Raw genomic sequence first — 25,933 nt, forward strand, 5'->3', positions numbered from 1 at the left:
CAGGATCGACGCGCGCCAACGAACCCCAGACTTCGACCTCCAGGACGGCCCCCGCGTGACATCCCCCACACGACGAGCACTGCGCTCGTCGGCTGAGGCTGTCGTCGCGCCTGCGCCGCCCACGCGCCGCGAGCTGCGAGAGCGCGAGCGCGCCGCCGAGGCGATCGCGCTCACCGCCGCCGAGGCCCGCACCGCCGCTCGCGTCACGGTCGTCGAGGGCTCGGCGCCCCTCTACACGACCCGCCGCGCGATGCGCGAGGCCGCGACGCAAGCCGCGCGCGAGCTGCCCGTGACGATGGCGGCAGAGGCCTTCACCACGCCGGTCATCACCGTCGACGCGCCCTCGCTCGGCACCGGCGGGGACAGCGTGCCCGCCGTCCGCCCGCCGGCGCCGCGCCCGCTCGCCCCGCGCGTCGTCCGCCAGACGGCCCCGGTCGGACCGCCGACCCGGCGCCCGACGAGCGTCCGCGGCATCGCGCAGAAGATCACGGCCGGCGGCGCGCTCCTGTTCATCGGCTCGCTCGTCGTCGTCACGAGCCTGCCCGCCCAGGCCGTACAGCAGCCCGGCGGCATCGACCCGCAGGTCGCGGCGATGCACGAGGAGGGCGAGCAGACGCTCGAGGGCGTCTCGGCCGAGGTGACGAGCTACTTCGCCCGCGACGACATCATCGTCAACGACCAGGTCGCGGCCGCGCGTATGTCCGACGGCGAGCGCGCCGCCTTCCAGGCGGTCGCCGACGGCGAGCCCGCCGGCCCCTCCTACACGGGCGACCCCGCCTTCCCGCAGGTGTGGTCGATGCTCGAGACGAGCTTCGTGCAGACGCCGTTCCCCGACATGGACCAGGTGTCGATGTCGAGCGGCTTCGGCTACCGTCCCGGCGGCTTCCACGGCGGCAGCGACTTCACGCCCGGCCTCGGCACCGACATCCGCCCGATCGCGAACGGCGTCGTGTCGGCCGTCTTCCAGGGCAACAACCCGGGCGGCGGCGGCTACTCCGTCTTCATCGACCACAACATCGACGGCCAGTTCGTGCAGTCCTGGTACGGCCACATGCTGCCCGGCTCGATCGACGTGCGCGTCGGCCAGGTCGTCGACATCACGACGATCATCGGCCAGGTGGGCAACTCGGGCCGCTCGACCGGCCCGCACCTGCACCTCGAGCTGAAGAACAGCGACTACGTCTCGTTCGACCCGGTGCTGTGGCTCCAGACGCGCGAGATGAACCTCGAGCACCGCTGAGCGCCGCCCCCGCGAATCGCAGAAGGACGCCCTGCCGATCGGCAGGGCGTCCTTCATGCATCGGCGCCTGATCAGGCGGTGCGCACCCACACGGTCTCGTCGGCGGCGAGCGACGCCGCGTCGAGCGGCGACGACGCGAGCAGGATCTCGCCGCGCGGCACGTCGACCGCGTCGTGACCGATGTTGGCGATCACAGTGATGCCGCCGTTGCGGAAGCCGATCGCGGTCGGGCCCACGTCGATCCACTCGAGCTCACCCGTGCCGAGGCCGTGCGCCTCGCGCAGCGCGAGCGCGCGGCGGTAGAGCTCGAGGGTCGAGCCCTCGACGCCGGCCTGCGCGTCGCGGGCGAGCGTCGCCCACTCCGGCGGCTGCGGCAGCCACGTCTCGCCCGTCGGCGAGAAGCCGTAGGCGGGCGCCTCCGACTCCCACGGGATCGGCACGCGGCAGCCGTCGCGGCCCCAGAGCTCGCCCTTCGTGCGGTGGAACGTCGGGTCCTCGCGCTGCTCCGGCGCGATCGCCGTGACCTCGGGCAGGCCGAGCTCCTCGCCCTGGTAGACGTAGGCGCTCCCGGGGAGCGCGAGCATGAGCGCCGTCGCGGCGCGGCCGCGCCGCAGCGAGACGGTCGGGTCGGCCTTCGACTTCGAGGTCGGTCCGATGCCTGCGCCGTGGGGCGGCGGCGGCACGAGCGCGAGGCGCGTGCGGTGCCGGATGGTGTCGTGGTTGGAGAGCACCCACGTCGGCGGGGCGCCGACCTCGCCGAACGCGCGGATCGACTCGTCGATCACGGAGCGCAGCTGCGCCGCGTCCCACGGCGTCTCGAGGTAGACGAAGTTGAACGCCTGGTGCATCTCGTCGGGGCGCACGAAGCGGGCCATCTTCTCGAGCGGGCTCACCCACGCCTCGGCGCACAGCACCCGGTCGCCCTCGTACTCGTCGAGCACCGTGCGCCAGCGGCGGTAGATCTCGTGCACGTGCTCCTGGCCGAAGAACGGCGACTCCATCGAGCCGGCGGCGATGAGCTCCTCGTCGACGTCGGGCAGCCCCTCCGCCTTCGCGTTGCCGTGCGCGACGTCGACGCGGAAGCCGTCGACGCCCCGGTCGAGCCAGAACCGCAGCACCTCGACGAACATGTCGCCGACCTCGGGGTTGTTCCAGTCGAAGTCGGGCTGCGAGGAGTCGAAGAGGTGGAGGTACCACTCGCCGTCGGCGACGCGCGTCCACGCGGGCCCGCCGAAGACGCTCTGCCAGTTGTTCGGCGGCTCGTCGCCGCCCGGGCCCTTGCCCTCGCGGAAGATGTAGCGCGCGCGCTCCGGGCTGCCAGGGCCCGCGGCGAGCGCCGCCTGGAACCACTCGTGCTGGTCGGAGGAGTGGTTCGGCACGAGGTCGACGATCACGCGGAGGCCCTGGGCGTGCGCCTCGGCGAGCATGCGGTCGAAGTCGTCGAGCGTGCCGAAGAGCGGGTCGACGTCCATGTAGTCGCTCACGTCGTAGCCGGCGTCCTTCTGCGGCGAGCGGTAGAAGGGGCTCAGCCAGATCGCGTCGACGCCCAGCTCGGCGACGTGCGGCAGCCGCGCCGTGATGCCCGCGAGGTCGCCGATGCCGTCACCCGAGGCGTCGGCGAAGCTGCGCGGGTAGATCTGGTAGATGACGGCCGAGCGCCACCACTCGTGGCCGGGCGCGGACTGCGGTTGCTGTTGTGTCGAGGCTTCGGTCATGGCTCCAGGCTAGGCGGATGCCCTGGGGAGCGCCGACACGGTGCCCAAGGTCACAGAATGCCAACGATCGGCTGCTATCGGTCACGCCAGGTTGCAGAGGGGGCAGGTTGCGGCCACGATGAGCCAGGCACGCTACGACGCCGTCGTCAGCGGAGCCCATCTGACCTGAAGGAAGGCACCATGAAGCACAGCAGCCTCATGAAGGCGGTCGGCGTCGGCGCCCTCGCGCTCACGCTCGCGGCCTGCTCGGGCGGCGGCACCCCCGCGCCCGAGGGCACGGAGTCGGCAGCCCCGCAGGGCGGCGGCGAGCTCGTCATCTGGATGGACGAGAACCGCGCGTCGGCCCTCGAGGGCGTCGTCGCCTCGTTCGAGGAGGAGACCGGCACGACGGTCGAGGTCATCATCAAGGACTTCAACACCATCCGCGACGACCTCACGACCCAGGCGCCCTCGGGCGACGGCCCCGACGTCGTCGTCGGCGCGCACGACTGGATCGGCAAGCTCGTCCAGAACGGCGTCATCCAGCAGGTCGAGCTCGGCGACCTCGCGAGCGACTTCGAGGAGGTCGCGGTCTCGGCCATGACCTACGACGGCTCCGTCTACGGCGTGCCCGTCTCGATCGAGAACATCGCGCTCGTGCGCAACACGGCGCTCGCCCCCGAGGCGCCCGCGACGTGGGACGACCTCGTCGCCACCGGCCAGGCGGCCGTCGCGTCGGGCCAGGCCGAGCACCCGCTGCTCGTCGGCATCGACCCGAACAACGCCGACCCGTACCACCTGTACCCGCTGCAGGCCTCGTTCGGCGGCCCGGTCTTCGGCATCAACGAGGACGGCTCCTACAACCCCGACGACCTGCAGCTCGGCAACGAGGGCAACGTGCAGTTCGCCCAGGCGCTCGCGCAGTGGGGTGCCGACGGCATCATCAACCTGAACATCTCGCAGGACATCGCGAAGGAGCAGTTCGCCTCCGGCACGAGCCCGTACACGATCACCGGTCCGTGGAACCTCGCCGACTTCCAGGAGGCGGGGATCGAGTACGCGATCGACCCGATCCCCTCGGCGGGCGGCCAGCCCGCGACCCCGTTCGTGGGCGTGCAGGGCTTCTTCATCTCGCAGTACGCGAACAACCCCATCGTCGCTTCGCAGTTCCTCACCGAGTACATCGCCGGTGAGGAGGCGCAGGCGGCGATCTTCGAGAGCGGCCAGCGCGCGCCCGCGCTGACGGCGGCGTTCGAGGCCGCGCAGTCGAACGAAGACGTCGCGGGCTTCGGCGCCGTCGGCGCCGCGGGCGTGCCGATGCCGAACATCCCCGAGATGGATGCGCTGTGGACCGACTGGGGCACCACCGAGGCGCAGATCATCGGCGGCCAGGCGGCCGACCCGGCCGCGGCCTGGACCGAGATGGCTGCGAAGATCCAGGGCACGCTGGGCGGCTGAGCCCCCCGGTGCAAGCGGCGGCCGGCCCCATCGGGCCGGCCGCCGTCCCATCCCCAGCGACAGCCGAGGCGACAGGAGCCCGTCTTGACCACTACCGCCGCACCGCCCAGGCCCACCCGGGCGCCGAAAAGTGGCATCCGCCACCAGCCCTCGAGCATGAAGGTGCTCGCGGTCAAGCTGCTGCTGCTCGCGCTCGTCGACGCGGTCGCGGTCTTCGCGATGTCGGTGATGCTGCTGCGCGACGACTACGTGCTCGCGGGCGTCGTGCTCGTCGTGACGCTGCTCGTCAACTGGGTCTACCTGAGCCCCGGACTGCTGCCGGCGAAGTACCTCACGCCCGGCCTCATCTTCCTCGCGCTCTTCCAGGTCTTCGTCATCGTCTACACGCTCTACATCGCCTTCACGAACTACGGCGACGGCCACAACTCGACGAAGGACGACGCGATCTCGGCGATCGTGGGGCAGAACACGCAGCGCGTCGAGGGCTCGCCCGTCTACCAGGTGCAGGTCGTCGAGAGCCTCGCGGGGCTCGGACTGCTCGCGACGAGCCCCGACGGGGACGTGCTCGTCGGCACGGCCGAGGAGCCGCTCGAGCAGGTCGCCGAGCGCGACGTCACGATGGACGGGCCGCGCGCGACCGCCGCGTCCGGCTGGACGAGCCTCGGGATGCAGGACATCCTGCAGCGCCAGCAGGAGATCGCCGCCCTGCAGGTGCCGCTGAGCGACGACCTCGCGGACGGTTTCCTCCGCACGACGAACGCATCCCAGGCCTTCGTCTTCGAGTCGACCTTCGTCTACGACGAGGCGGCCGACACCATGACCGACAGCGCGACCGGCATCGTCTACCGCGACCTCGGCAACGGCCAGTTCGAGAGCGACGACGGCCAGGTGCTCGGCACCGGCTGGCAGATCGTCGTCGGGTTCGAGAACTTCCTCTACCCGTTCGAGAACCCTCGCTACGGCGGAGCGCTCGTCCTGGTGCTGCTCTGGACGTTCGCGTTCGCGATCATCTCGGTCGGGCTCTCGTTCTTCCTCGGCCTCTTCCTGGCCATCGCGCTCAACGACCCGCGCATGAAGTCGAAGTTCGCCTATCGCGTGCTGTCGATCCTGCCGTACGCGTTCCCGTCGTTCCTCGGCGCGCTCGTCTGGCTCGGCCTCATGAACACCGAGTTCGGCTTCATCAACAACGTGCTGCTCGGCGGCGCCGACATCCCGTGGCTCACGGATCCGTGGCTCGCGAAGGTGTCGACGATCATCGTGAACGTGTGGCTGGGCTTCCCCTACATGTTCCTCATCTGCCTCGGCGCGCTGCAGTCGATCCCGGAGGAGCTCACCGAGGCGGCGTCGGTGGACGGCGCGAGCGGCTGGCAGGTCTTCAGCGGCATCAAGCTGCCGCTGCTGTTCGTCTCGACCGCGCCGCTGCTCATCTCGTCGTTCGCGTTCAACTTCAACAACTTCAACATCATCTACATGCTGACGCGCGGTGGTCCCCGCATGGCGGGCGTCGAGGAGAACGTCGGGCACACCGACCTGCTCATCACGCTCGTCTACAAGACGGCGTTCGAGGGGGTCGGCCGCGACTACGGCCTCGCCTCGGCGCTGTCGATCCTCATCTTCATCATCGTGGCGACCGTGTCGACGATCGCGTTCCGCCGCACCAAGGCGCTGGAGGAGCTCCACTGATGAGCATCGAGATCGATCCCATCGCCGTCGACCCGACCGGCGACAGCGAGCGCGAGCGACGCCCTGCGGCGCAGCCGAGGATGTCGTTCAAGAAGTGGCTCCGCGAGCTCGGCTGGCGGCACCTCGTCGGCATCGCGGTCGTGCTGTTCGCCGCCTTCCCGCTCGTCTACGTGCTGAGCGCGTCGCTCAACCCGAGCGGCACCCTCACCGGCTCCAATGCGCTCTTCCGCGAGGTGTCGGTCGAGAACTATGTCGCCCTGCTGAGCGATCCGCGGCGCCCCTACGCCGCGTGGTTCGCCAACTCGCTCATCGTCGGTCTCGTCACCGCCGCGGGCACCGTCTTCCTCGGCGCGCTCGCCGCCTACTCGTTCAGCCGCATGCGCTTCACGGGCCGCCGCTTCGGGCTGCTGAGCCTCATCCTCGTGCAGATGTTCCCGCAGCTGCTCGCGGTCGTGGCGATCTACCTGCTCATGCGCGGCATCAGCGACTTCTTCCCGGCGATCGGCCTCGACTCGCTCGTCGGCCTCATCATGATCTACCTCGGCGGCGCGCTCGGCGTGAACACCTACCTGATGTACGGCTTCTTCAACACCGTGCCGTCGTCGATCGACGAGGCGGCGAAGATCGACGGCGCGGGTCACGCGCGCATCTTCTTCACCATCATCCTGCGGCTCGTCGCGCCGATCCTCGCCGTCGTCGGGCTGCTGTCGTTCATCAGCACGATGAGCGAGTTCGTCGTCTCGTCGGTCATCCTGACGAGCCCAGATCGGCTCACGCTCGCCGTCGGGCTCTTCCGCTACGTCTCCGAGGAGACGAACACGAACTACCCCGTCTTCGCGGCAGGCGCGGTGCTCGCGGCCATCCCGGTCATGGCGCTGTTCCTGTGGCTGCAGAAGTACATCGTGGGCGGGCTCACCGCGGGCGCTGTCAAGTAGGGCGCCCCGCGCCCGCGGCAGCTGTGGCACGGTAGGGGCATGCATCTCGACGGAGCGGTGGAGGTCTGGCCATGACGCAGGTGAAGGCGCCGATCGATCGAGGGCGGTTCTCGAACAAGACCGTCTTCATCATGGCCGCGATCGGCTCCGCGGTCGGGCTCGGCAACATCTGGCGCTTCCCCTACGTCGCCTACGAGGGCGGCGGCGGGGCGTTCATCCTGCCGTACCTCGTCGCGCTGCTCGTCGCGGGCATCCCGCTCCTGCTGCTCGACTACGCCATCGGCCACTCGCAGCGCGGCTCGGCACCGCTCTCGTTCGCCCGCCTGCACCGTCGGCTCGAGTTCATCGGCTGGTGGCAGGTGTCGATCTGCGTGGTCATCGCGCTCTACTACGCGGCGATCCTCGCGTGGTCGACGCAGTACATCGGCTTCTCGTTCACGCAGGCGTGGGGCGACGACCCGTAGGCGTTCCTCTTCGGCGAGTTCCTGCAGACGGAGGCGGGCGTCGTCTCGCTCGAGTTCGTGCCGGCCGTGCTCATCCCGATGGCGATCATCTGGCTCGTCACGATCGTCATCATGGCGCTCGGCGTGCAGAAGGGCGTCGGGGCGACCTCGGTCATCTTCATCCCCGTGCTGCTCATCGCGTTCTGCGCGCTCGTCGTGCAGGCGCTCATGCTCCCGGGCGCGCTGGACGGACTGCAGTCGCTCTTCGCCCCCAACTGGGCGGCGCTGCTCGACCCGGCGGTCTGGGCGAGCGCCTTCGGCCAGATCTTCTTCTCGCTCTCGGTGGGCTTCGGCATCATGATCACCTACGCCTCCTACGTGGGGCGGAAGATCGACATGACCGGCTCGGCCTTCGTCGTCGGCTTCGCGAACTCGGGGTTCGAGCTGCTCGCGGGCATCGGCGTCTTCTCGGCGCTCGGCTTCCTCGCGCAAGCCTCGGGAGCTGCGGTCGCCGACGTCGTGAGCGCCGGCATCGGTCTCGCGTTCGTCGCGTTCCCGGCGATCATCTCGCAAGCGCCGTTCGGCGCGCTGCTGGGCGTGCTGTTCTTCGCATCGCTCGTGCTCGCCGGCTTCACGTCGCTCGTGAGCATCCTCGAGGTCGTGATCTCGGCCGTGCGCGACAAGCTCGAGCTGGGGCGCGTCGCCGCGAGCCTCGCCGTGACCGTGCCGATGGCGATCGTGAGCATCCTGCTCTTCTCCACCAGGAGCGGCGTGGTCGTGCTCGACATCGCCGACTACTTCATCAACCGCTTCGGCATCCTGCTCGTCGCGCTCGTCGCGATGGTCGCCGTCGGCTGGGGCCTCCGGCGCGTGCCGTGGTTCGCCGACCACATGAGCCGCTTCGGCTCGATCCGGCTCGGCCGCTGGTGGGTCGTGCTCGTGACGTACATCACGCCCGTGCTCATCGCGCTCATCCTCGTGCAGGAGGCGGTCACCGCGATCACGGTGCCGTACGAGGGATACCCGGCGTGGATGCTCGGGGTGTTCGGGTGGGGCGCGGCTTGTGCCGCACTCGTCGCGGGCGTGCTGCTCGCGATCCCGAAGTGGAAGCAGACGACGCCGCTCGAGGCGCCGCCGCACGACGAGGAGGTCATCCGATGACGATCGACGCGATCCTGCTGATGGCGGTCTCGATGCTCGTGCTGTGGGGCGGGCTCGGCGCCGCGATCGTGAACATCGTGCGGTTCAAGGGCCCCGAGCCCGACGCATCCATGCGCGACCTCTGACGCGACCGCCCGACGCGCTTGAGGCTGCGTTGAGCGAGACTTGAGGATGCGGATAGGCTCACCCGACTTGGACGAAGGAGCGGGCGCAGCGTCGCGCCCGGGATGGGAGATCCGCGCATGCCCGATTCCGACCCGATCGCCGAGCGCAGCCTGCACATGCAGGCCTCGCCGGAGTTCCAGCGCCTCCGCAGCGCGTTCGTGCGGTTCATCGTGCCGCTCACCGTGCTCTTCCTCGCCTGGTACCTCACCTATGTGCTGATCGCCGGCTTCGCGCCCGACTTCTTCGCCACGCGCCTCGGCGACAGCTACATCACGATCGGGCTGCTGTTCGGGCTCGCGCAGTTCGTCAGCACCTTCGCGATCACGATGCTCTACAGCCGCTGGGCGAACCGGGTCTACGACCGCGACGCCGAGCCGCTGCGAGAGCAGATGGAGCACGCGACGATGGTCGGAGGCCGCTGATGGAGCAGATCAACCCGCTCATCAACATGATCGTGTTCGGCGCCTTCGTCGCCGTCACGCTCTTCATCGTGTTCCGCGTCTCGCGCCGCAAGGCGACCGAGAACGAGTTCTACGCCGCGGGCCGCTCCTTCTCGGGCAGGCAGAACGGCGTCGCCATCGCGGGCGACTACCTCTCGGCCGCGAGCTTCCTCGGCATCTGTGGCGCGATCGCAGTCGCCGGCTACGACGGCTTCCTCTACTCGATCGGCTTCCTCGTCGCATGGCTCGTCGCGCTGCTGCTCGTCGCCGAGCTGCTGCGCAACACCGGCCGCTTCACGATGGCCGACGTGCTGAGCTTCCGGCTCAAGCAGCGCCCCGTGCGCATGGCGGCGGCACTCGCGACCCTCGCGGTGTGCTTCTTCTACCTCGTCGCGCAGATGGCGGGCGCCGGTGGGCTCGTCGCGCTGCTCATGGGCTTCGAGGGCACGCTCGCGACGTCCATCACGATCGCGGTCGTCGGCATCCTCATGATCGTCTACGTGATCGTCGGCGGTATGAAGGGCACGACCTGGGTGCAGATCATCAAGGCCGTGCTGCTCATCGCGGGCGCCGGCATCATGACGCTCATCGTGCTGTTCATGGTGCAGTTCGACTTCAACGAGCTGCTCGCTCGCGCGGTCGAGGCGTCGCCCGACGGCGAGGCGATCCTCGCGCCGGGCCTCAAGTACACGAATCCCGTCGACTTCCTCTCGCTCGGCCTCGCGCTCGTGCTCGGCACCGCGGGGCTCCCGCACGCGCTCATGCGCTTCTACACGGTGCCGTCGGCGAAGGAGGCGCGCCGGAGCGTGGTCTGGGCGATCTGGCTCATCGGCATCTTCTACCTCTTCACGCTCGTGCTGGGCTTCGGCGCCGGCGCGCTCGTGGGGCCGGAGACGATCCGAGACGCGCCCGGCGGCGAGAACGCCGCGGCTCCGCTGCTCGCGCTCGCGCTCGGCGGACCGGTGCTCATGGCGGTCATCTCCGCCATCGCGTTCGCGACGATCCTCGCGGTCGTCGCGGGCCTCGCGATCACGGCAGCGACGTCGTTCGCGCACGACATCTACGCATCCATCATCAAGCGCGGCGACGTGCAGCCGGGCGCGGAGGTCAAGGTCGCGCGCATCACCGTGGTCGTGATCGGCGTCATCGCGATCCTCGGCGGCATCCTGGCGCAGAACCAGAACGTCGCGTTCCTCGTCGCCCTCGCGTTCGCGGTCGCGGCGAGCGCGAACCTGCCGACCATCATCTACTCGCTGTTCTGGCGCCGGTTCAACACCGGCGGGGCGCTGTGGTCGATGTACGGCGGGCTCATCGCGTGCGTGCTGCTCATCGTGCTCTCGCCCGTCGTGTCGGGTCGCGAGACGTCGATCTTCCCCGACGCCGACTTCGCGGTCTTCCCGCTCGCGAACCCCGGCATCGTGTCGATCCCGCTCGCGTTCGTGCTCGGGATCGTCGGCACGCTCGTCTCGAAGCCGTCGGCCGACCACGCGGTGAAGCAGGCCGAGATGGAGGTGCGCTCGTTCACGGGCGCCGGCGCCGAGAAGGCCAGCGAGCACTGACCGACTCCGGTCGAGGGGCCGTCCGGCCGCCGCGCGCGGCACCGGGCGGCCCCGGAGCGTGGCCGGGGACGACCTGACGGTGGCTGCTCGACCAGCAGAGGCCCGCTTCAGCGAGTGGATGCGATGCGCGTACGCCGCCGAGATCGCCGCCGCGACGCGCCGGTGAGGTCGAACCGGTCCCTGGCGCGGTGCTATGATCGTCCGGTTGCCGTCGCACGGCAGCGCCCCGGTAGCTCAGTGGTAGAGCACTTCCATGGTAAGGAAGGGGTCGCGAGTTCAATCCTCGCCCGGGGCTCGCGTTCGCTCGACGCTTCGAGCTCGGGTGGGCGTCCTGGCGGGGTAGCTCAGTTGGTGAGAGCGCACGACTCATAATCGTGAGGTCGCGGGTTCGAACCCCGCCCTCGCTACCGCTGGAGACGCAGGGGATCGGGCTGACGCCCGATCCCCTCCTCCGTTCCCGCACCCCCCCGAATCGGGGCATGGACGCGCGTCCCGGTCGGGAGTAGCGTGCATGCCACGACAGGCCGCGCAGCCTGCCTCGACACCGAGGAGGACGCTTTGTCCACGATCGCGCGACGGACGATGTCGTCCTCGCTCACGGCCAAGCCGTCGAAGCACCGCCACGAGGTGCCGGTCCGCACCCAGGTCTCGTGGCCGACCGCCGCGCGGCCCTTCGTGACCGACGGCGGGCTCGAGACCGACCTCATCCACAACCGCGGCGAGGAGCTGCCCGGGTTCGCCGCCTACCCGCTCGTGCGCACCGAGCGCGGTCGCGCGCTGCTCGAGGAGTACTTCGACGGCTACGCGGCCATCGCGCGCGAGCACGGCACCGGCCTCGTGCTCGAGACGCCCACGTGGCGCCCGAGCGCCGATTGGGGCGCGCGGCTCGGCGACTCGCGCCGAGAGCTCTACGACGTGAACGTGCAGGCCGTGCACCACCTCCTGCGGCTCCGCGAGGAGCGCTACGACGACATCGCCGACGTGCTCATCAGCGGCGCGATGGGGCCGCGCGCAGACGCCTACGCCGACATCCCGCCGATCGATCCCGACGACGCGCAGATGTACCACGAGCGGCAGATCGACGCCTTCGCCGAGGGCGGCGTCGACCTCGTCACCGCCTTCACGCTCTCCGACCCGGGGGAGGCGGTCGGCCTCGCCCGCGCCGCGTTCTACCACGGGCTCCCCGTCGTGATCGGCTTCACCCTCGAGGCCGACGGGCGGCTGCGCGGCGGCATGCCGCTGCGGGAGGCGATCGAGGTCGTCGACGCCGAGACCGACACCGTCCACTACATGCTCAACTGCGCGCATCCGCAGCACATCCTCCGCGGCCTCGACGAGGGCGCGTGGCGGCGGCGCATCGTGAGCGTGCGCTACAACGCCTCGACCCGCACGCACGCCGAGCTCGACCGCGCGACGACGATCGACGCCGGCGACATCGGCGAGCTGCGGCGCGGGCACGACGAGCTGCGCGCGCAGCTGCCGAACCTCGCGATCATCGGCGGCTGCTGCGGCACCGACGCCCGCCACATCGCCGCCCTCTGGGAGGATCGCGCCACTGCCTAGACTGGCTCCGTGCCAGTCAACCCCGAGATCCAGGGCAGGCAGTACCCGCCCACGCCGCCCTACCTCGTCGGCCGCGAGAAGGTGCGCGAGTTCGCGCGCGCCGTGCAGGCCGAGCACCCGCTGCACCACGACGTCGACGCCGCTCGCGCCGCGGGCCACGCCGATGTCATCGCACCGCCGACGTTCCCCATCGTCATCCAGCAGCTCACCTGGAACCAGCTGCTCGACGACCCGGCCGCCGGCATCGTGCTCGAGCGCATCGTGCACGGCGACCAGCGATTCACGGCCACGCGCGCGATCGTCGCCGGCGACGAGCTCACGGGGCAGCTGACCGTCACGCGCGTGCGCTCGCTCGGCGGGAACGACATGGTCACGTGCGAGACGCGCGTGACGGATGCGGCGGGCGAGCACGTGGTCACGGCCACGTCGTCGCTCGTCGTGGCTGGGGAGGCCGCGTGAGCGCGCTCGTCGGCCTCGAGGTGGGCCAGGTCGTCGCCGAGCGCGACGTCGTCCTCTCGCGCGAGTCGCTCGTGCGCTACGCCGGGGCGTCCGGCGACTTCAACCCCATCCACTACCGCGACGACGTCGCCGCGGCGGTCGGCCTGCCGGGAGTGCTCGCGCACGGCATGCTCACGATGGGCGTCTCGGTGCAGCCGGTCGTCGACTGGGCGGGGCCCGACCGCATCCTCGACTACCAGGTGAGGTTCACGCGCCCGGTCGTCGTCGACCCCGAGGCGGGCGCTGCGCTGCACGTGGTCGCGAAGGTCGGCCAGCTCGGCGAGGGCACGGCGCGCATCGACCTCACCGTGACGTCGGCCGAGCAGACCGTGCTTGGCAAGGCGCAGGTCGTCGTGAAGACCGACGGATGAGCGGCCCGCACCGGCTCGCCGACGCGACGACCATGCGGGTCGGCGGGGAAGCCGCGCGCTGGATCGAGGCCACGACGCGCGAGGAGGTCGCGGCCGCCTACGCCGAGGCCATCGCCGACGACCACGAGCCGCTGCTGCTGCTCGGCGGCGGCTCGAACACGGTCGCGTCGTCCGAGCCCTTCGAGGGCACCGTGCTCCGGATCGCGACCCGAGGCATCCGCACCCTGCCCGCCGCACCGCCGCCGCACCGCCCCGCTGGGGAGGAGCCGCCGCCGGACGACTCGGTCGTGCTGCGCGTCGAGGCGGGCGAGCCGTGGGACGCGCTCGTCGAGCGCACCGTCGAGGAGGGGCTCGCGGGCATCGAGGCGCTGAGCGGCGTGCCTGGCTCGACCGGCGCCGCGCCCATCCAGAACATCGGCGCCTACGGCCAGGAGCTCTCGTCGACGCTCGTCGGTCTCGAGCTGCTCTGTGTGAGTGAAGACAGCGCCGAGTCGCTCGAGACCCGGTTCGTGCCCGCGGCCGAGCTGCGGCTCGGCTACCGCGACTCTGCGATCAAGCAAGGCGTGCTGCAGGGCGTCGTGCTCTCGGTCGACCTGCGCCTGCGGCGCTCGGCCGACGGTCGCAGCCAGCCGATCGCCTACCAGCAGCTCGCGTCGGCGCTCGGTGTCGAGCTCGGCACGCGGGTGCCGCTCGTCGACGTGCGCGCCTCGGTGCTCGCGCTCCGCTCCTCGAAGGGCATGGTGCTCTCGGACGACCCCGATTCGACGAGCGCCGGGTCGTTCTTCACGAACCCGATCGTGTCGGCGCGCTTCGCCGCGGGGCTGCCCGACGACGCGCCGCGCTGGTCGGTCGCCCCCGAGCCGCAGCCGGTCGTGCTGCCGCTCGGCGCCGACGACGCGGTGCCGCCGCTCGAGCGGCCCGTGCCGCGCGTGAAGCTCTCGGCCGCGTGGCTCATCGAGCACTCGGGCATCGGCCGCGGCTTCTCGCTCCCTGGCTCGCGCGCCGCCATCTCGACGAAGCACACCCTCGCGCTGACGAACCGCGGCGGCGCGACGGGCGAGGAGATCGCCGAGCTCGCGCGCTTCGTGCAGGCGCGCGTCGAGAACCAGTGGGGCGTGCACCTCGTGCCGGAGCCCGTGCTCGTCGGCCTGCAGCTCTAGCGCGGGAATGGCCGCGCCGCGAGCGCGGTTGCCGCTCGCATGACCGCACCCGTGCAGCTGCGCCTCGTCGTCGAGGCGGAGGACTTCGAGGCCGCGCTCGCGTTCTACCGCGATGCGCTCGGCCTGCCCGAGATCGCGGCGTTCGAGGGCGACGGCGAGGCGCGCGTCGCGATCCTCGACGCCGGCCGCGCGACGCTCGAGCTCGCGAACCCCGCGCAGAAGCGCATGATCGATGGCATCGAGGCAGGCGGGCGACAGAGCCCGCGCATCCGCGTCGCCTTCGAGGTCGACGACGCCGAAGGCGCGACGCGCCGGCTCGAGACGGCCGGCGCGACGGTGATCGCCGAGCCCGTCGAGACGCCGTGGCGCTCGCGGAACTCGCGGCTCGAGGGCCCCGCCGATCTCACGCTCACGCTCTTCGAGGAGCAGGGCGGCGAGGAGCACTTCGTCCCGCTGGGCTGACGCCGGCCGCAGCGTCAGAGCAAGCCGCGCTCGAGCGCGACCGCGACCGCCGAGGTGCGATCGCGCACGCCGAGCTTCGCGAAGATCGACTGCACGTGCGTCTTCACGGTCGCCTCGCCGATGAACAGGGCCCGGCCGATCGCCGCGTTCGTCGCGCCCGCCTTCATGCGCTCGAGCACCTCCCGCTCGCGCGCCGAGAGGGCGATCGCCAGGCCGCGCTGGCGATCGGCGATCGCTCGAGCGACGGTCGGCGCCATCGCCCGCTCGCCGCGCGCGACGGCGCGCACGGCGGCGAAGATCTCGAGCGGCGGCGCCGCCTTGAGCAGGTAGCCGGTCGCGCCCGCCTCCGTCGCGGCGAGGATGTCGGCGTCGGAGTCGTAGGTCGTGAGCACGAGCACCCGCGTCTCCGGGAACTCGGCAAGGATCCGCCGGGTCGCCTCGGCGCCGCCGACCCCCGGCATGCGGAGGTCCGTGAGCACGACGTCCGGGCGCTCCTGCCGCGCGAGCGCGATGAGCGCCTCGCCGTCGGCCGCTTGCCCGACGACCTCGATGTCGGGCGCCTCGGCGAGCAGCGCCGCGAGCCCGCCACGCACGACGGGGTGGTCGTCGGCGACCGCGACGCGGATCACGGCGCCCCCGCCCCGAGCCGGGCGACCACGCGCGTGCCCGCGGGGGAGGTGTCGATCTCGAGGCTGCCGCCCGCGAGCGACATCCGCTCGTCGAGTCCCTGCAGCCCGAGCCCCCGCCGCACCGCCGCGCGGTCGAACCCGCGCCCGTCGTCGGCGACCTCGAGCCGCACGCCCGACGCATCCGCCGTGAGGGTCACGCCGACGCTCGCCGCGCGGGCGTGCTTGCGCACGTTCGCAAGCGACTCCTGCGCGGTGCGCAGCAGCGCCGCCTGCGCGTCGACCGGCAGCTCGACCGCGACGGCCTCGACCCGCACCGCGATGCCGGTCTCGGCCGCGAAGCGCTCGCCGAGCCGCTCGAGTGCGACCGGCAGCCCGTCGTCGAGCCCGACGGGCGCGTTCGCCGCGACGAGTCCGCGCACCTCGGCGAGCGCCCCCTGCGCGAGCTCCTCGACCGCGGCGAGCGTCGCCGCGTCGGCACCGCGGCGCTGCGCGAGCATCGCGATGGCGGCGAGGTCCTGCGCGATCGTGTCGTGCAGGTCGCGGGCGATGCGCGCGCGCTCGGCGGCCGTCGCGTGCTCCCCGCTCAAGCGAGCGATCGAGGCCTGTGCGGCCTCGAGCTCGGCGATGAGCCGGTCGCGCTCCTCGGTCGCGCGAGCGAGCCCCGAGATCCATAGGCCGATGACCATGCTGAACGCGAAGCTGAGCGACTGCGTCGTCGCGAGCAGCAGCGTGTCGCCCCCGCGGAGCCAGAACGCGGCGAGCACGGCGCCGAAGAGCCCGACGTTCGCGATCACGGCGCGGCGGATGCTGTCGCACGACGAGACCCACAGCAGCGGCGCGGCAAGCGCTTGCGCGCCGCCGAGCGGCGGATACGCGAAGGCCGCGACCGCGGTGCCGACGATCGCGGCGACCTGGAAGGCCGTGCTCGGCCGCTCCGCGAGCAGCGCCCTCCGCGCGACGGGATAGGCAGCACCGATCGTCAGCACGCCCGCGGCGCCGAGCGCGATCGACGGCAGGTCGCCCGCGAAGCCCGCGACCACGAGCAGCACGGCGACCCCGATGCCGGCGAACGCATCCCACATCCGTGGGTCCTCGATCGCCGTCGCGCGCACGCGAGCGGCGCCGGGAGCGCTCTCGCCCCCGGCGCGCACCGGCTCGCTCGCCGTCATGTCATCCTCCGGTCAGCCCCGCTTGATCCAGCGGAACGTCAGCGCCGCCACCACGGTACCGACCACGGCCCAGATCCCGAGCGCCATCGCGACGCCCTGCAGGTTCCACGCCTCGCCGACCTCGAGGTGGTGGGCGATCTCGGGCAGCAGCGCGAAGCGCATCCCCTGCCCGACCCACGCGAGCGGGAAGAGGTTCGCGATCGTCTGCAGCCACTCCGGCAGCATCGGGAAGGCGAGGTAGATGCCCGAGATGAACTGCAGGATGAGCGCGAGCGGGATGACGACGGCGGATGCGCTGCTCACGGTGCGGGGGATCTGCGCGACCGCGACGCCCAGCACCGCGAAGCACACGAGCGCGCCGAAGAAGACACACGCGAGCGTCGACCATCGCTCGGGCTCGGTCGGGAGCTCGATGCCGAACGCGCCGACCGCGACGGCGAGCAGGAGCGCCGCTTGCGCGAGCGAGGTGACGAGCAGCTGGCCGAGCTTGCCGAGGAAGTACGAGAGCACCGGCAGTGGCGTCGCGGCGAGCCGCTGCAGCGTGCCGTCGTTGCGCTCGACCGCGATCTCGATGCCGAGGTTCTGCACGCCCGAGAGGAACACGCCCGCGGCGAGCATCGCGGGCAGGTAGTAGTGCGCCTGCGTCACCTGCTGCCCGTCGAGCTCGAGCAGCGGGGGCAGCGAGCCGAACGCGCTCGCGAAGATCACGAACAGCAGCACGGGGAACAGGAACGTGAAGACGAGCGCGTCGCTGCGCCGGACGTACTGGAGCAGCTCGATGCGCACGCGGTCGGCGGCGCACCGCAGCGTGTGGCCGGGGCGGAGGCCGGTGCGCGCGGGCGCGACGCCGGCGGCGAGCGGGGTGATGGCGGTCATGCTGCAGCCTCCTCGGGCTGGTCGTCGGCGTCGTCGCCGATGAGGGAGAGGTAGACGTCCTCGAGCGAGGGGCGCACGACTTCGAGGTCGCTCGGCTCCCCTCGCAGCTGCCGCACGACGGACGCGGGCTCGTGGGTGCGCACCTCGTGGTGACCCGACGCATCCGACCACCGCACGATCGGCGTGCGCGCCTCGGCGCCGCCGATGCGATCGGTGCGATCGATCGCGAGCAGCCGCCCGCGCGCGATGATGCCCGCGCGGTCGGCGAGCTGCTCCGCCTCGTCGAGGTAGTGGGTCGTGAGCAGGATGGTCGTGCCGTCGGCCGCGACGTCGCGGATGAGCTCCCAGAAGGCGCGCCGCGCCTGCGGGTCGAACCCGGTGGTCGGCTCGTCGAGGAAGAGCACCTCCGGGCGGCCGATGATGCCGAGGGCGACGTCGACGCGGCGCTGCTGGCCGCCCGAGAGCTTGCCGACCCGACGCTTCGCGTGCTCGGCGAGCCCGACGGCGGCGATCGTCTCGTCGACGTCGCGGGCGGAGGGGAAGAGGCGCGCGAAGTGCGTGAGGATCTCGCGCACCGTGAGCGCGTCGGCCTGGCCGGTCGACTGCAGCACGACGCCGATGCGGCTGCGCCACGCGCGGTCGGCGTGCCTCGGGTCGACCCCGAGCACGCTCGCGGAGCCGCTCGTCGGCGTGCGGAAGCCCTCGAGCATCTCGACCGTCGTCGACTTGCCAGCGCCGTTGGGGCCGAGGAGCGCGAAGGTCTCGCCCGGCTCGATGCGGAAGGAGACGTCGTCGACGACGGTGCGCGCGCCGTAGCGCTTCGTGAGGCCGTCGGCGAGGACGGCGGGTGCGGTGGTCATGGCACCAGGTTCGCGCGGGCCGCGGCCGGTTGCATCCACCGATCGGTGGGGCGGGGCGCCTCAGCCCAGCGTGCGAGCCAGCCAGTCGATCGCGGAGCGCCGGTGCTCGGCCGCGAGCCGCGAGCCGCCCGCGATCGCGTCGAGCCCGTGCGGCGCGCCCGGCACGACATCGAGCTGCACGTCGACGCCAGCGGCGCGCAGCCGCTCGGCATAGTCGACGTCCTCCTCGTGGAAGAGGTCGAGGTCGCCGACACCGATCCACGCGTGCGGCAGCCCCCGCAGGTCGTCCCGGCGTGCGGGCACGGCGTGCTGGGGCACCGCCTCGGCGCCGGGCTCCCGCGCGAGGAGCGCGCGCCAGCCCAGCCGGTTCGAGCGGTTGTCCCACACGAAGTGCCGCTCGACGTCGAGCTCGGTGCGCGCGGCGGTGCGGTCGTCGAGCATCGGGCAGAAGAGCAGCTGCGCGACGGGCTGCGCGCCGCCGTCGTCGAGCAGGCGCTGCGCGAGCGAGGCGGCGATGCCCGCACCCGCGCTCTGCCCGCCGACGGCGAGGCGCTCGCGGCCCTGCGCCGCGAGCGCCGCGAAGACGCGCGCGCAGTCGTCGAGCGGCGCGGGGAAGGGATGCTCGGGCGCGAGCCGGTAGTCGACGCTCACGACCGCGATCCCGACGCGCGCGGCGATCTCAGAGCACACGCGATCGTCCATGTGCGGCGCGCCGATGATCATGCCGCCGCCGTGCACCCACAGCAGCACCGCGTCCGAGCGGATGCCCGGCGGCGCGTAGGTGCGCACGCGCACGCCCCCGAGGCGATCGCGACGGATGCGCACGCCCGGCTCGCGCGGCCAGCGCATGAGCCGCGGCGCGACGCGGCCGAGCCGGCGGCCGATGGGGCGGCGCAGGTCGATGCCGGGGAGCGCCGTGACGGCCTCGCGCAGCTCGGGGTCGACGCGCTCGAGGTCCACGGGGCTACACCACTGCGCTACGCGGCGAAGAGGCGCTGCAGCCGCTGGACGCCCTCGAGCAGGGCGTCGTCGCCGAGCGCGTAGGAGAAGCGCAGGTAGCCGGAGGGGCCGAACGCCTCGCCCGGCACCGCGGCGACCTCGGCCTGCTCGAGCATGAGGTCGGCGAGCTCGAGCGAGGTCTCGGCGCGCACGCCGCCCCATTCCCTGCCCAGGAGCGCCGACACATCCGCGTAGACGTAGAACGCGCCCTTCGGCGTCGGCACCGAGAACCCCGGGATGCGCGAGAGCTCCTCGACGATCGTGCGGCGGCGCCGGTCGAAGGCGGTGAGCATGTCGGCGACCGCGTCCTGCGGGCCGGTGAGCGCCTCGAGGGCGCCGCGCTGCGCGACGTTGTTGACGTTGCTCGTCAGGTGCGACTGCAGGTTGCCGGCCGCCTTGATGACGTCGGCGGGCCCGACCATCCAGCCCACGCGCCAGCCGGTCATGGCGTAGGTCTTCGCGACGCCGTTGACGAGGATCGTGCGGTCGGCGAGCGCCGGCACCGCCTCGACGACCGACACGGCGCGCTCGCCGTCGTAGACGAGGTTCTGGTAGATCTCGTCGCTCACGACCCACAGGCCGTTGCGCTCGGACCACTCGGCGATCTCGCGGATGCGCTCGGCCGGGTAGACGGCGCCGGTCGGGTTCGAGGGGCTCACCATGAGCAGCGCCTTCGTGCGCTCGGTGCGCGCGGCCTCGAGCTGGTCGACCGTGACGAGGTAGCCCTGCTCCGCGCCCGCGAAGACGTCGACCTGGCGGGCGCCGGTGAGCGCGATCGCCTCGGGGTAGGTGGTCCAGTAGGGCGTCGGTACGAGCACCTCGTCGCCCGGGTCGAGGATCGTCTGGAACGCCTGGTAGACCGACTGCTTGCCGCCGTTCGTGACGAGCGTCTGGCTCGGCTCGACCTCGAGGCCCGAGTCGCGCTTCGTCTTCGCCGCGATCGCCTCCCGCAGCTCCGGCAGGCCCGGCGCCGGGGTGTAGCGGTAGTTCTTCGGATCGGCGAGCGCGCGCTGGGCCGCCTCGACGATGTTGGGCGGCGTGGCGAAGTCGGGCTCGCCCGCGGCGTAGCTGATGACGTCGCGGCCGGCGGCCTTGAGCGCCTTGGCCTTCGCGTCGACCTTGAGGGTCGCGGACTCGTTGATGGCGGCGATGCGCGCGGCGATGCGGTTCACGGCTCCAGCCTACGAGGACGGGCATCCGCGAGGGGTGCCATCGTGGGCCGTCGCCGCGCGACACTCGGTGAAGTGGACAGCGGGTGCCAGGCCCACGTATGCTGTTCCCTCGGTGGTTGACAACCGCCATGATGTCGCACGCCCAGGCCGGTGCTGACAGCGTGGCTCTCCACCCGCCCAGGGCGGTGGCGCAATTGGTAGCGCAGCGGTCTCCAAAACCGCAGGTTGCAGGTTCGAGTCCTGTCCGCCCTGCAGAAGGCGCCCGAACGGCGCTTGACTGGCCTCGGCAGCAGCCGGGCCGAACGAATCGAAGGGTCACCGTGGCTGAGAACGCGATCGAGGAGGCACCCCGCACGCGCGAGGGCGGCTCTCGCAACCCGTTCCTGCGCCTGTGGACCTTCCTCAAGGAAGTCCTGGTCGAGCTCCGCAAGGTCGTCACGCCGACGCGCAAGGAGCTGATCCGCTACACGCTCGTCGTGCTGGTGTTCGTGGTGTTCATGATGCTCCTGGTGTCGGGTCTCGACCTGCTGTTCGGCTCGCTCGTGGGCTGGGTCTTCGGCGACATCCCGCTGTTCGGCCTCGCTTGAGCCCGACGCGGAACGTGAAGGAGAAGGTGGACTGTGTCTGACGTCAACGACCTCGACATCGAGCTGAACAAGGCGCTCGACGACCTCGTCCCGGACGAGGGCAAGCCCGAGGAGCCCGCGACCGATCCCTACGAGGACTTCAAGCGCGAGATGCGCCTCAAGCCCGGCAAGTGGTACGTCATCCACTCGTACGCCGGCTACGAGAGGAAGGTCAAGGCCAACATCGCCTCGCGCGCCGAGAACATGCAGGTCGACGGCATCTACGAGATCCAGGTGCCGACCGAGGACGTGCTCGAGACGAAGAACGGCCAGGCCAAGCGCGTCAACCGCGTGCGCGTGCCCGGCTACGTGCTCGTCCGCATGGACCTGAACGAGGACACCTGGTCGGTCGTGCGCCACACGCCCGGCGTCACGGGCTTCGTGGGCAACGCCCACAACCCGGCCCCGCTGCGCTTCGACGAGGCGTTCACGATGCTCAAGCCGATCGCCGACGAGCAGCTCGCCGAGCAGCAGAAGACGGCGCCCTCGCAGCAGCCCAACCAGGTCACGGTCGAGGTCGACTTCGAGGTCGGCGAGACCATCACGATCACCGAGGGCTCGTTCGCGGGCTTCCCCGGCACCATCAGCGAGATCCAGCCGGCGAGCCGCAAGCTCACCGTGCTCGTCAGCCTGTTCGAGCGCGAGACTCCGGTCGAGCTCGGCTTCGGCCAGGTCAGCAAGCTCTAGTCCCTCTCAAGAGGGCTGGATGCGGTCCCGGGCTCCGAGCGTGCCCGCACGACCGCGACACACCAAGAAGGAAGAGACATGGCACCCAAGAAGAAGGTCACGGGTCTGATCAAGCTGCAGATCCAGGCCGGCGCCGCCAACCCCGCACCGCCGGTCGGTCCGGCGCTCGGTCAGCACGGCGTCAACATCATGGAGTTCTGCAAGGCGTACAACGCCGCGACGGAGAACCAGCGCGGCAACGTCATCCCGGTCGAGATCACCGTCTACGAGGACCGCTCGTTCGACTTCGTGCTCAAGACCCCGCCGGCCGCAGAGCTCATCAAGAAGGCCGCTGGCGTCAAGAAGGGCTCCGGCGTCCCGCACACCACGAAGGTGGGCAAGCTGACGATGGCGCAGGTCGAGGAGATCGCGCAGCAGAAGCTCGCCGACCTCAACGCGAACGACATCGAGGGCGCGAAGAAGATCGTCGCCGGCACCGCCCGCTCCATGGGCATCACCGTCGAGGGCTGACCTCGACGCTGCGATCACGCAGACCAGAGCCGCTCCGGCTCACCAGTGGGAGCGCCGGCCAGGCGCGCACCGCGAACCCTGATCTAGGAGATCCACATGGCACAGAAGTCCAAGGCCTACAGGGCCGCAGCCGCGAAGATCGAGGCTGACAAGCACTACACGCCGGCCGAGGCTGTCGCGCTCGCTCGCGAGACCGGCTCGACCAAGACCGACTCGACCGTCGAGGTCGCGCTCAAGCTCGGCGTCGACCCCCGCAAGGCTGACCAGATGGTCCGCGGTACCGTTTCTCTTCCTCACGGCACCGGCAAGACCGCTCGCGTCATCGTCTTCGCGCAGGGCCCGGCCGCCGAGGCCGCCATCGCCGCAGGCGCCGACGAGGTGGGCTCGGACGAGCTCATCGAGAAGGTCGCCGCCGGCTGGACGAACTTCGACGCCGCCGTCGCGAGCCCCGAGCTCATGGGCAAGGTCGGCCGACTCGGCAAGGTGCTCGGCCCCCGCGGCCTCATGCCGAACCCGAAGACCGGCACGGTCACCCCGAACGTCGCGCAGGCCGTGACCGACATCAAGGGCGGCCGCATCGAGTTCCGCGTCGACAAGCACGCCAACGTGCACTTCATCGTCGGCAAGGCCTCGTTCTCGGAGGAGCAGCTGAACGACAACATCAGCGCCGCGCTCGAGGAGGTCGTCCGCCTCAAGCCGTCGTCCTCCAAGGGCCGCTACATCCAGAAGGCCACGGTCTCGACGACCTTCGGCCCCGGCATCCCGGTGGACGTCACGTCCATCTGAGATCCGTCTCGCTCGAGAGCCCTGCTTCGGCGGGGCTCTCGTCGTCTCCCGGCACTTCCTCCCGCTCACGGCCAGGCGTAGGGTGCGGGCGGATGCGGGAGGCGGCATGGCAGCGCACGGATCGATCGCGATCCACGAGAGCCGCGGCGCGAGCGACCTGCAGGGCCTCGCGCTCGGCGCAGCCGCGGGCTTCGCCTGGATCGGTGCGCTCCGCGCCTGGATGGCGCTGCTCGCTGGCTCCGAATCGAAGGTGACCTGGCGCACCGGCCCCTTCGTGCTGCTGCCCGGCACGGTCGTCGGCGCGGCGCACGGCCTCGCGGCGAGCCGGCGCTCGCGCGGCGAGCCCGTGCCGCTCGCCGCTCGCTGGAGCCCGCTCGCGTTCGCCGCGCCGCTGCTGCTTCCGGGCGCGGTGCGCGAGCTCGTCACGACCGGCATCGGCAGCGGCGCGCTCGTCCCGCCGATCGTCATGGCGGTGTCGGGCTCGGCGCTGCGGCCCTCGCTCGTCGCGGGCCGACCGCGGGCTCGGCGGGCGGCGGCCGCGGTCGGAGCGCTCGCAGTGGTCGGCGGCGCGGTCGGCGGGGCGATGACGCGAACGCTCGGCCGCGCTCGCCGCGGCGCTCTGATCGGCTTCCTCGGCACCGGCCTCATCGTGCTCGCGGGTGCGGCAGCGCCGCTCGCCTACGACGGGGATGCGAGCGGCGGCCTCACACCTCGACGAGGTGGTGCTCGTAGGCGAGAGCGATGAGCTGCACCCGGCTCGGGACGCCGAGCTTGGCGAGGATCGCGCGCATGTGCGTCTTCACCGTCGTCTCGGCGACCCAGAGCCGCTGCGCGATCTCGGCGTTCGACAGCCCTCGCGCTGCGAGCGCGAACAGCTCGCGCTCGCGCTCGGTGAGCCCGTCGAGCACGCTCGTGTCGGGTGCGGGCCGCACGGGTGCGAACGCGCGCAGCAGGTCGAAGGTCTCGGCCGGCGCGATGACCTGCTGCCCGTCGACGACCGCGCGGACCGACTGGACGAGGAACTCGGGGCGGGCATCCTTGAGCAGGAACCCGCTCGCCCCCGCGCGCAGCGCATCCACCACTGCCCGATCGTGCCGGACAGTCGTGAGCACGATGACGTGCGGCGGCGGCTCCGGCGACTCGCGCCTGATCGCGGCGGTCGCCGCGACGCCGTCGAGCACGGGCATCCGGATGTCCATGAGCGCGACGTCCGGCCGCAGCTCGCGCGTGAGCTCGATCGCCTGCCGGCCGTCGCGAGCGGCGCCCACGACCTCGATGCCGTCCTGGCTCTCGAGGATCATCGAGAGCCCTTCCAGGAACAGCTCCTGGTCGTCGACGAGCAGCAGTCGGATCACCGGGGCGCCATGGGGTTGCGGATGCTTCCGTCAGCCTCACGCGCCGGCGTCAGGTCTACCGTGGTCGCCTGCGACCAGCCGGTCGGCGGACTCGCTCTGTCTGCCGCGGAGCTCCACCGTGCGATCCAGGGTGCGACGGCATCCTCGGGCCCGGCGGGCGGGGGCTGCTGCGGCACCGGGAGCGTCGCGAGCTGATCCTCCGTGAGCGGCAGCGTCGGCGCGTCGCTGACCGGCTCGTACGGCAGGTGCGCGCTCACCACGAAGCGCTCGCCCTCGGCGTCGATCTCGAGCGTGCCGCCGGCGAGCCGGACGCGCTCGCGCATGCCGGCGATGCCGCGGCCGGTGGGGCGCAGCGACTCGCGGTCGCGGATCGGGGACGAGACGGCGAGCGTCAGCCCGGGACCGGTCCAGGTGAGCGCCACGACGATGTCGACGTCTGCGCCACCGTGTCGCAGCGCGTTCGTCAGGCTCTCCTGGACGACGCGGTAGGCCGCGATGTCGGCGACGCGGCTCAAGTGCCCGCGCGTGCCGACGTCGAGCAGCTGCACGTCGGGCCCAGCCGAGCGGGTCTGCGCCACGAGGCCCGGGATGTCGGCGCTCGTCGGCTGGGGCCGACGCGCGTCGTCGTCGACGCGCTCGAGCAGCTGCCGCACCTCCACGAGCGCGAGCCGCGCGGTGTCGCTGATCGTCGTCAGGACCGGCTCGATGCGCTCCGGATGCGCCTGGTGCGTCAAGCGGAGTCCCTCCGCCTGCGCGGCGAGCACGGCGAGCGAGTGCGCCATCACGTCGTGGAAGTCGTGGGTGAGGTCGGCTCGGAGCCGCTCGTCCCGCAGCTCGCTCTCGACGACGGTCGTGCGGGCGACGGCCTGCTCCTTCGTCTGCTCGGCCCGCACATGGTCCCTCAGCGCGCGAGCGCCGACAGCGGCGCCCCAGACCAGCATCGCCGTGAACCAGTTGCCGAAGCCGTTCGCCGTCCACGACCCGTTCGAGGAGACCGAGACCGCGGTCTCGTGCATCGACAGGCTGACGCCGCCGATGACGGCGACCGGCAAGCCGCTCAGCAGTCGCGCGCGGAGCGGGTCGATGCTGAACGTCGCGACCGCGACGGTCAGGAGGGCAACGACCAGCATGGACCCGGAGTAGTTCGGATCGGTCGGAGAGATGAGCAGCCCTCCGACGAGCGCGGTTCCGAGCGCGACCCGAGGGAACTTCACGGAGCTCGCGAGCGCCGCGAGCACGAACAGCGTCGCGACGACTCCCTGCACGCCGTCCATCTGACGGCTGATCGTCACGGACAGCAGCACACTCACGGCGATGACGACCGGCAGCAGCCGGATGCCTTGCGCGAGCGCTTGTCGGATGGTCATGCGCTCACGCTACGTCTCCTCGCGGCGCGTGCGCGCCGCATCCGTGCCGATCTCGTCCCGGAGGA

At 71.5% G+C, this 25,933-nt stretch carries 25 protein-coding genes, 3 tRNA genes and 2 pseudogenes; 21 read left to right on the plus strand and 9 right to left on the minus strand.

What is annotated here, in order from left to right; translation table 11 throughout:
- The first annotated feature begins 55 nt into the window (after nt 1–55).
- Nucleotides 56–1,240, plus strand: a complete 1,185-nt coding sequence (locus JSQ78_RS11470) for a M23 family metallopeptidase (protein ID WP_026372646.1) — start codon at nt 56–58, stop codon at nt 1,238–1,240.
- Between the two features lie 71 nt (nt 1,241–1,311).
- Here JSQ78_RS11470 and JSQ78_RS11475 read toward each other — a convergent pair whose 3' ends face one another.
- Nucleotides 1,312–2,955, minus strand: a complete 1,644-nt coding sequence (locus tag JSQ78_RS11475; protein ID WP_211447713.1) for a glycoside hydrolase family 13 protein — start codon at nt 2,953–2,955, stop codon at nt 1,312–1,314.
- Nucleotides 2,956–3,135: 180 nt separating this feature from the next.
- On the opposite strand from JSQ78_RS11475, the gene JSQ78_RS11480 reads away from it, so the two are divergent.
- The 14 genes and pseudogenes from JSQ78_RS11480 (at nt 3,136) to JSQ78_RS11545 (ending at nt 14,832) form a co-directional block, all read left to right on the plus strand.
- Nucleotides 3,136–4,392, plus strand: coding sequence for a sugar ABC transporter substrate-binding protein (locus JSQ78_RS11480; protein ID WP_211447714.1), 1,257 nt, complete (start codon nt 3,136–3,138; stop codon nt 4,390–4,392).
- 156 nt (nt 4,393–4,548) lie between these two features.
- Nucleotides 4,549–6,075 carry an ABC transporter permease subunit gene (locus tag JSQ78_RS11485; protein ID WP_249295665.1) on the plus strand — a complete coding sequence of 509 codons (1,527 nt, stop codon included), beginning with the start codon at nt 4,549–4,551 and terminating at the stop codon, nt 6,073–6,075.
- A gap of 80 nt (nt 6,076–6,155) precedes the next feature.
- Entirely contained in the window at nt 6,156–7,010 is an 855-nt protein-coding gene (locus JSQ78_RS11490) for a sugar ABC transporter permease (RefSeq protein ID WP_249296060.1), read from the plus strand.
- 131 nt (nt 7,011–7,141) lie between these two features.
- A pseudogene (locus JSQ78_RS11495) lies at nt 7,142–8,614 on the plus strand (sodium-dependent transporter).
- Nucleotides 8,611–8,739 (plus strand): MetS family NSS transporter small subunit, encoded by a 129-nt coding sequence (locus JSQ78_RS11500; RefSeq protein ID WP_084154883.1) that lies wholly within the window; start codon nt 8,611–8,613, stop codon nt 8,737–8,739. Before JSQ78_RS11495 ends, JSQ78_RS11500 begins: the two are co-directional and overlap by 4 nt.
- A 117-nt stretch (nt 8,740–8,856) precedes the next feature.
- The gene (locus JSQ78_RS11505; RefSeq protein WP_211447720.1) at nt 8,857–9,201 is read left to right on the plus strand and encodes a DUF485 domain-containing protein; all 345 of its coding nucleotides are present in this window, start codon (nt 8,857–8,859) and stop codon (nt 9,199–9,201) included.
- Nucleotides 9,201–10,778 carry a monocarboxylic acid transporter gene (locus JSQ78_RS11510; RefSeq protein WP_211447722.1) on the plus strand — a complete coding sequence of 526 codons (1,578 nt, stop codon included), beginning with the start codon at nt 9,201–9,203 and terminating at the stop codon, nt 10,776–10,778. Before JSQ78_RS11505 ends, JSQ78_RS11510 begins: the two co-directional genes overlap by 1 nt.
- Before the next feature lie 223 nt (nt 10,779–11,001).
- Nucleotides 11,002–11,073, plus strand: a tRNA-Thr gene (locus JSQ78_RS11515).
- 38 nt (nt 11,074–11,111) lie between these two features.
- A tRNA-Met gene (locus tag JSQ78_RS11520) sits at nt 11,112–11,185 on the plus strand.
- Nucleotides 11,186–11,336: 151 nt separating this feature from the next.
- Nucleotides 11,337–12,341, plus strand: coding sequence for a homocysteine S-methyltransferase family protein (locus JSQ78_RS11525; protein WP_249295667.1), 1,005 nt, complete (start codon nt 11,337–11,339; stop codon nt 12,339–12,341).
- A gap of 9 nt (nt 12,342–12,350) precedes the next feature.
- Nucleotides 12,351–12,800, plus strand: coding sequence for an FAS1-like dehydratase domain-containing protein (locus JSQ78_RS11530; protein ID WP_211447724.1), 450 nt, complete (start codon nt 12,351–12,353; stop codon nt 12,798–12,800).
- The gene (locus tag JSQ78_RS11535; RefSeq protein ID WP_211447725.1) at nt 12,797–13,210 is read left to right on the plus strand and encodes a MaoC/PaaZ C-terminal domain-containing protein; all 414 of its coding nucleotides are present in this window, start codon (nt 12,797–12,799) and stop codon (nt 13,208–13,210) included. Before JSQ78_RS11530 ends, JSQ78_RS11535 begins: the two co-directional genes overlap by 4 nt.
- On the plus strand, nt 13,207–14,370 hold the full coding sequence (locus tag JSQ78_RS11540) for a UDP-N-acetylmuramate dehydrogenase (protein ID WP_211447727.1): 1,164 nt from the start codon (nt 13,207–13,209) through the stop codon (nt 14,368–14,370). Before JSQ78_RS11535 ends, JSQ78_RS11540 begins: the two co-directional genes overlap by 4 nt.
- Nucleotides 14,371–14,409: 39 nt before the next feature.
- Nucleotides 14,410–14,832: a VOC family protein gene (locus JSQ78_RS11545; RefSeq protein ID WP_211447729.1), complete on the plus strand. Its 423-nt coding sequence runs from the start codon at nt 14,410–14,412 to the stop codon at nt 14,830–14,832.
- Nucleotides 14,833–14,846: 14 nt separating this feature from the next.
- Here the strand turns inward: JSQ78_RS11545 and JSQ78_RS11550 are convergent, their stop codons facing one another.
- The 6 genes from JSQ78_RS11550 to JSQ78_RS11575 are packed head-to-tail and all read right to left on the minus strand — an operon-like array spanning nt 14,847 to nt 20,537.
- On the minus strand, nt 14,847–15,461 hold the full coding sequence (locus tag JSQ78_RS11550; protein WP_211447731.1) for a response regulator transcription factor: 615 nt from the start codon (nt 15,459–15,461) through the stop codon (nt 14,847–14,849).
- Nucleotides 15,458–16,630, minus strand: a complete 1,173-nt coding sequence (locus JSQ78_RS11555) for a sensor histidine kinase (RefSeq protein WP_211447732.1) — start codon at nt 16,628–16,630, stop codon at nt 15,458–15,460. Before JSQ78_RS11555 ends, JSQ78_RS11550 begins: the two co-directional genes overlap by 4 nt.
- Nucleotides 16,631–16,642: 12 nt before the next feature.
- Nucleotides 16,643–17,506 carry an ABC transporter permease gene (locus tag JSQ78_RS11560; protein ID WP_211447734.1) on the minus strand — a complete coding sequence of 288 codons (864 nt, stop codon included), beginning with the start codon at nt 17,504–17,506 and terminating at the stop codon, nt 16,643–16,645.
- The gene (locus JSQ78_RS11565) at nt 17,503–18,366 is read right to left on the minus strand and encodes an ABC transporter ATP-binding protein (protein ID WP_211447736.1); all 864 of its coding nucleotides are present in this window, start codon (nt 18,364–18,366) and stop codon (nt 17,503–17,505) included. Before JSQ78_RS11565 ends, JSQ78_RS11560 begins: the two co-directional genes overlap by 4 nt.
- Nucleotides 18,367–18,426: 60 nt before the next feature.
- Nucleotides 18,427–19,326, minus strand: coding sequence for an alpha/beta hydrolase (locus JSQ78_RS11570; protein WP_211447738.1), 900 nt, complete (start codon nt 19,324–19,326; stop codon nt 18,427–18,429).
- A 17-nt stretch (nt 19,327–19,343) separates the two neighbouring features.
- Nucleotides 19,344–20,537 (minus strand): pyridoxal phosphate-dependent aminotransferase, encoded by a 1,194-nt coding sequence (locus JSQ78_RS11575; protein WP_211447740.1) that lies wholly within the window; start codon nt 20,535–20,537, stop codon nt 19,344–19,346.
- 179 nt (nt 20,538–20,716) lie between these two features.
- Between JSQ78_RS11575 and JSQ78_RS11580 the strand changes: the two genes are divergently transcribed.
- From JSQ78_RS11580 to JSQ78_RS11605, 6 genes and pseudogenes are all read left to right on the plus strand, one after another.
- Nucleotides 20,717–20,789 (plus strand) — tRNA-Trp (locus tag JSQ78_RS11580).
- 68 nt (nt 20,790–20,857) lie between these two features.
- Entirely contained in the window at nt 20,858–21,124 is a 267-nt protein-coding gene (gene secE, locus JSQ78_RS11585; protein WP_021064900.1) for a preprotein translocase subunit SecE, read from the plus strand.
- A 120-nt stretch (nt 21,125–21,244) separates the two neighbouring features.
- Nucleotides 21,245–21,850: pseudogene (nusG, locus tag JSQ78_RS11590) on the plus strand (transcription termination/antitermination protein NusG); the annotation flags it as partial.
- Nucleotides 21,851–21,928: 78 nt separating this feature from the next.
- The gene (gene rplK, locus JSQ78_RS11595) at nt 21,929–22,360 is read left to right on the plus strand and encodes a 50S ribosomal protein L11 (protein ID WP_211447743.1); all 432 of its coding nucleotides are present in this window, start codon (nt 21,929–21,931) and stop codon (nt 22,358–22,360) included.
- Between the two features lie 96 nt (nt 22,361–22,456).
- Nucleotides 22,457–23,146, plus strand: a complete 690-nt coding sequence (rplA, locus tag JSQ78_RS11600) for a 50S ribosomal protein L1 (RefSeq protein WP_211447745.1) — start codon at nt 22,457–22,459, stop codon at nt 23,144–23,146.
- Nucleotides 23,147–23,252: 106 nt separating this feature from the next.
- A complete protein-coding gene (locus tag JSQ78_RS11605) occupies nt 23,253–23,891 on the plus strand; it encodes a hypothetical protein (protein ID WP_211447746.1) in 639 nt (212 codons plus the stop codon).
- Here the strand turns inward: JSQ78_RS11605 and JSQ78_RS11610 are convergent.
- Both JSQ78_RS11610 and JSQ78_RS11615 read right to left on the minus strand, forming a co-directional pair.
- Nucleotides 23,851–24,501 carry a response regulator gene (locus JSQ78_RS11610; RefSeq protein WP_211447748.1) on the minus strand — a complete coding sequence of 217 codons (651 nt, stop codon included), beginning with the start codon at nt 24,499–24,501 and terminating at the stop codon, nt 23,851–23,853. The genes JSQ78_RS11605 and JSQ78_RS11610 overlap by 41 nt on opposite strands.
- A complete protein-coding gene (locus tag JSQ78_RS11615; protein WP_211447750.1) occupies nt 24,498–25,868 on the minus strand; it encodes a sensor histidine kinase in 1,371 nt (456 codons plus the stop codon). The genes JSQ78_RS11610 and JSQ78_RS11615 overlap by 4 nt, the downstream gene beginning before the upstream one ends.
- Nucleotides 25,869–25,933: the final 65 nt, after the last annotated feature.

The sequence above is a fragment of the Agrococcus sp. Marseille-Q4369 genome, from assembly GCF_018308945.1.
Taxonomy (GTDB): domain Bacteria; phylum Actinomycetota; class Actinomycetes; order Actinomycetales; family Microbacteriaceae; genus Agrococcus.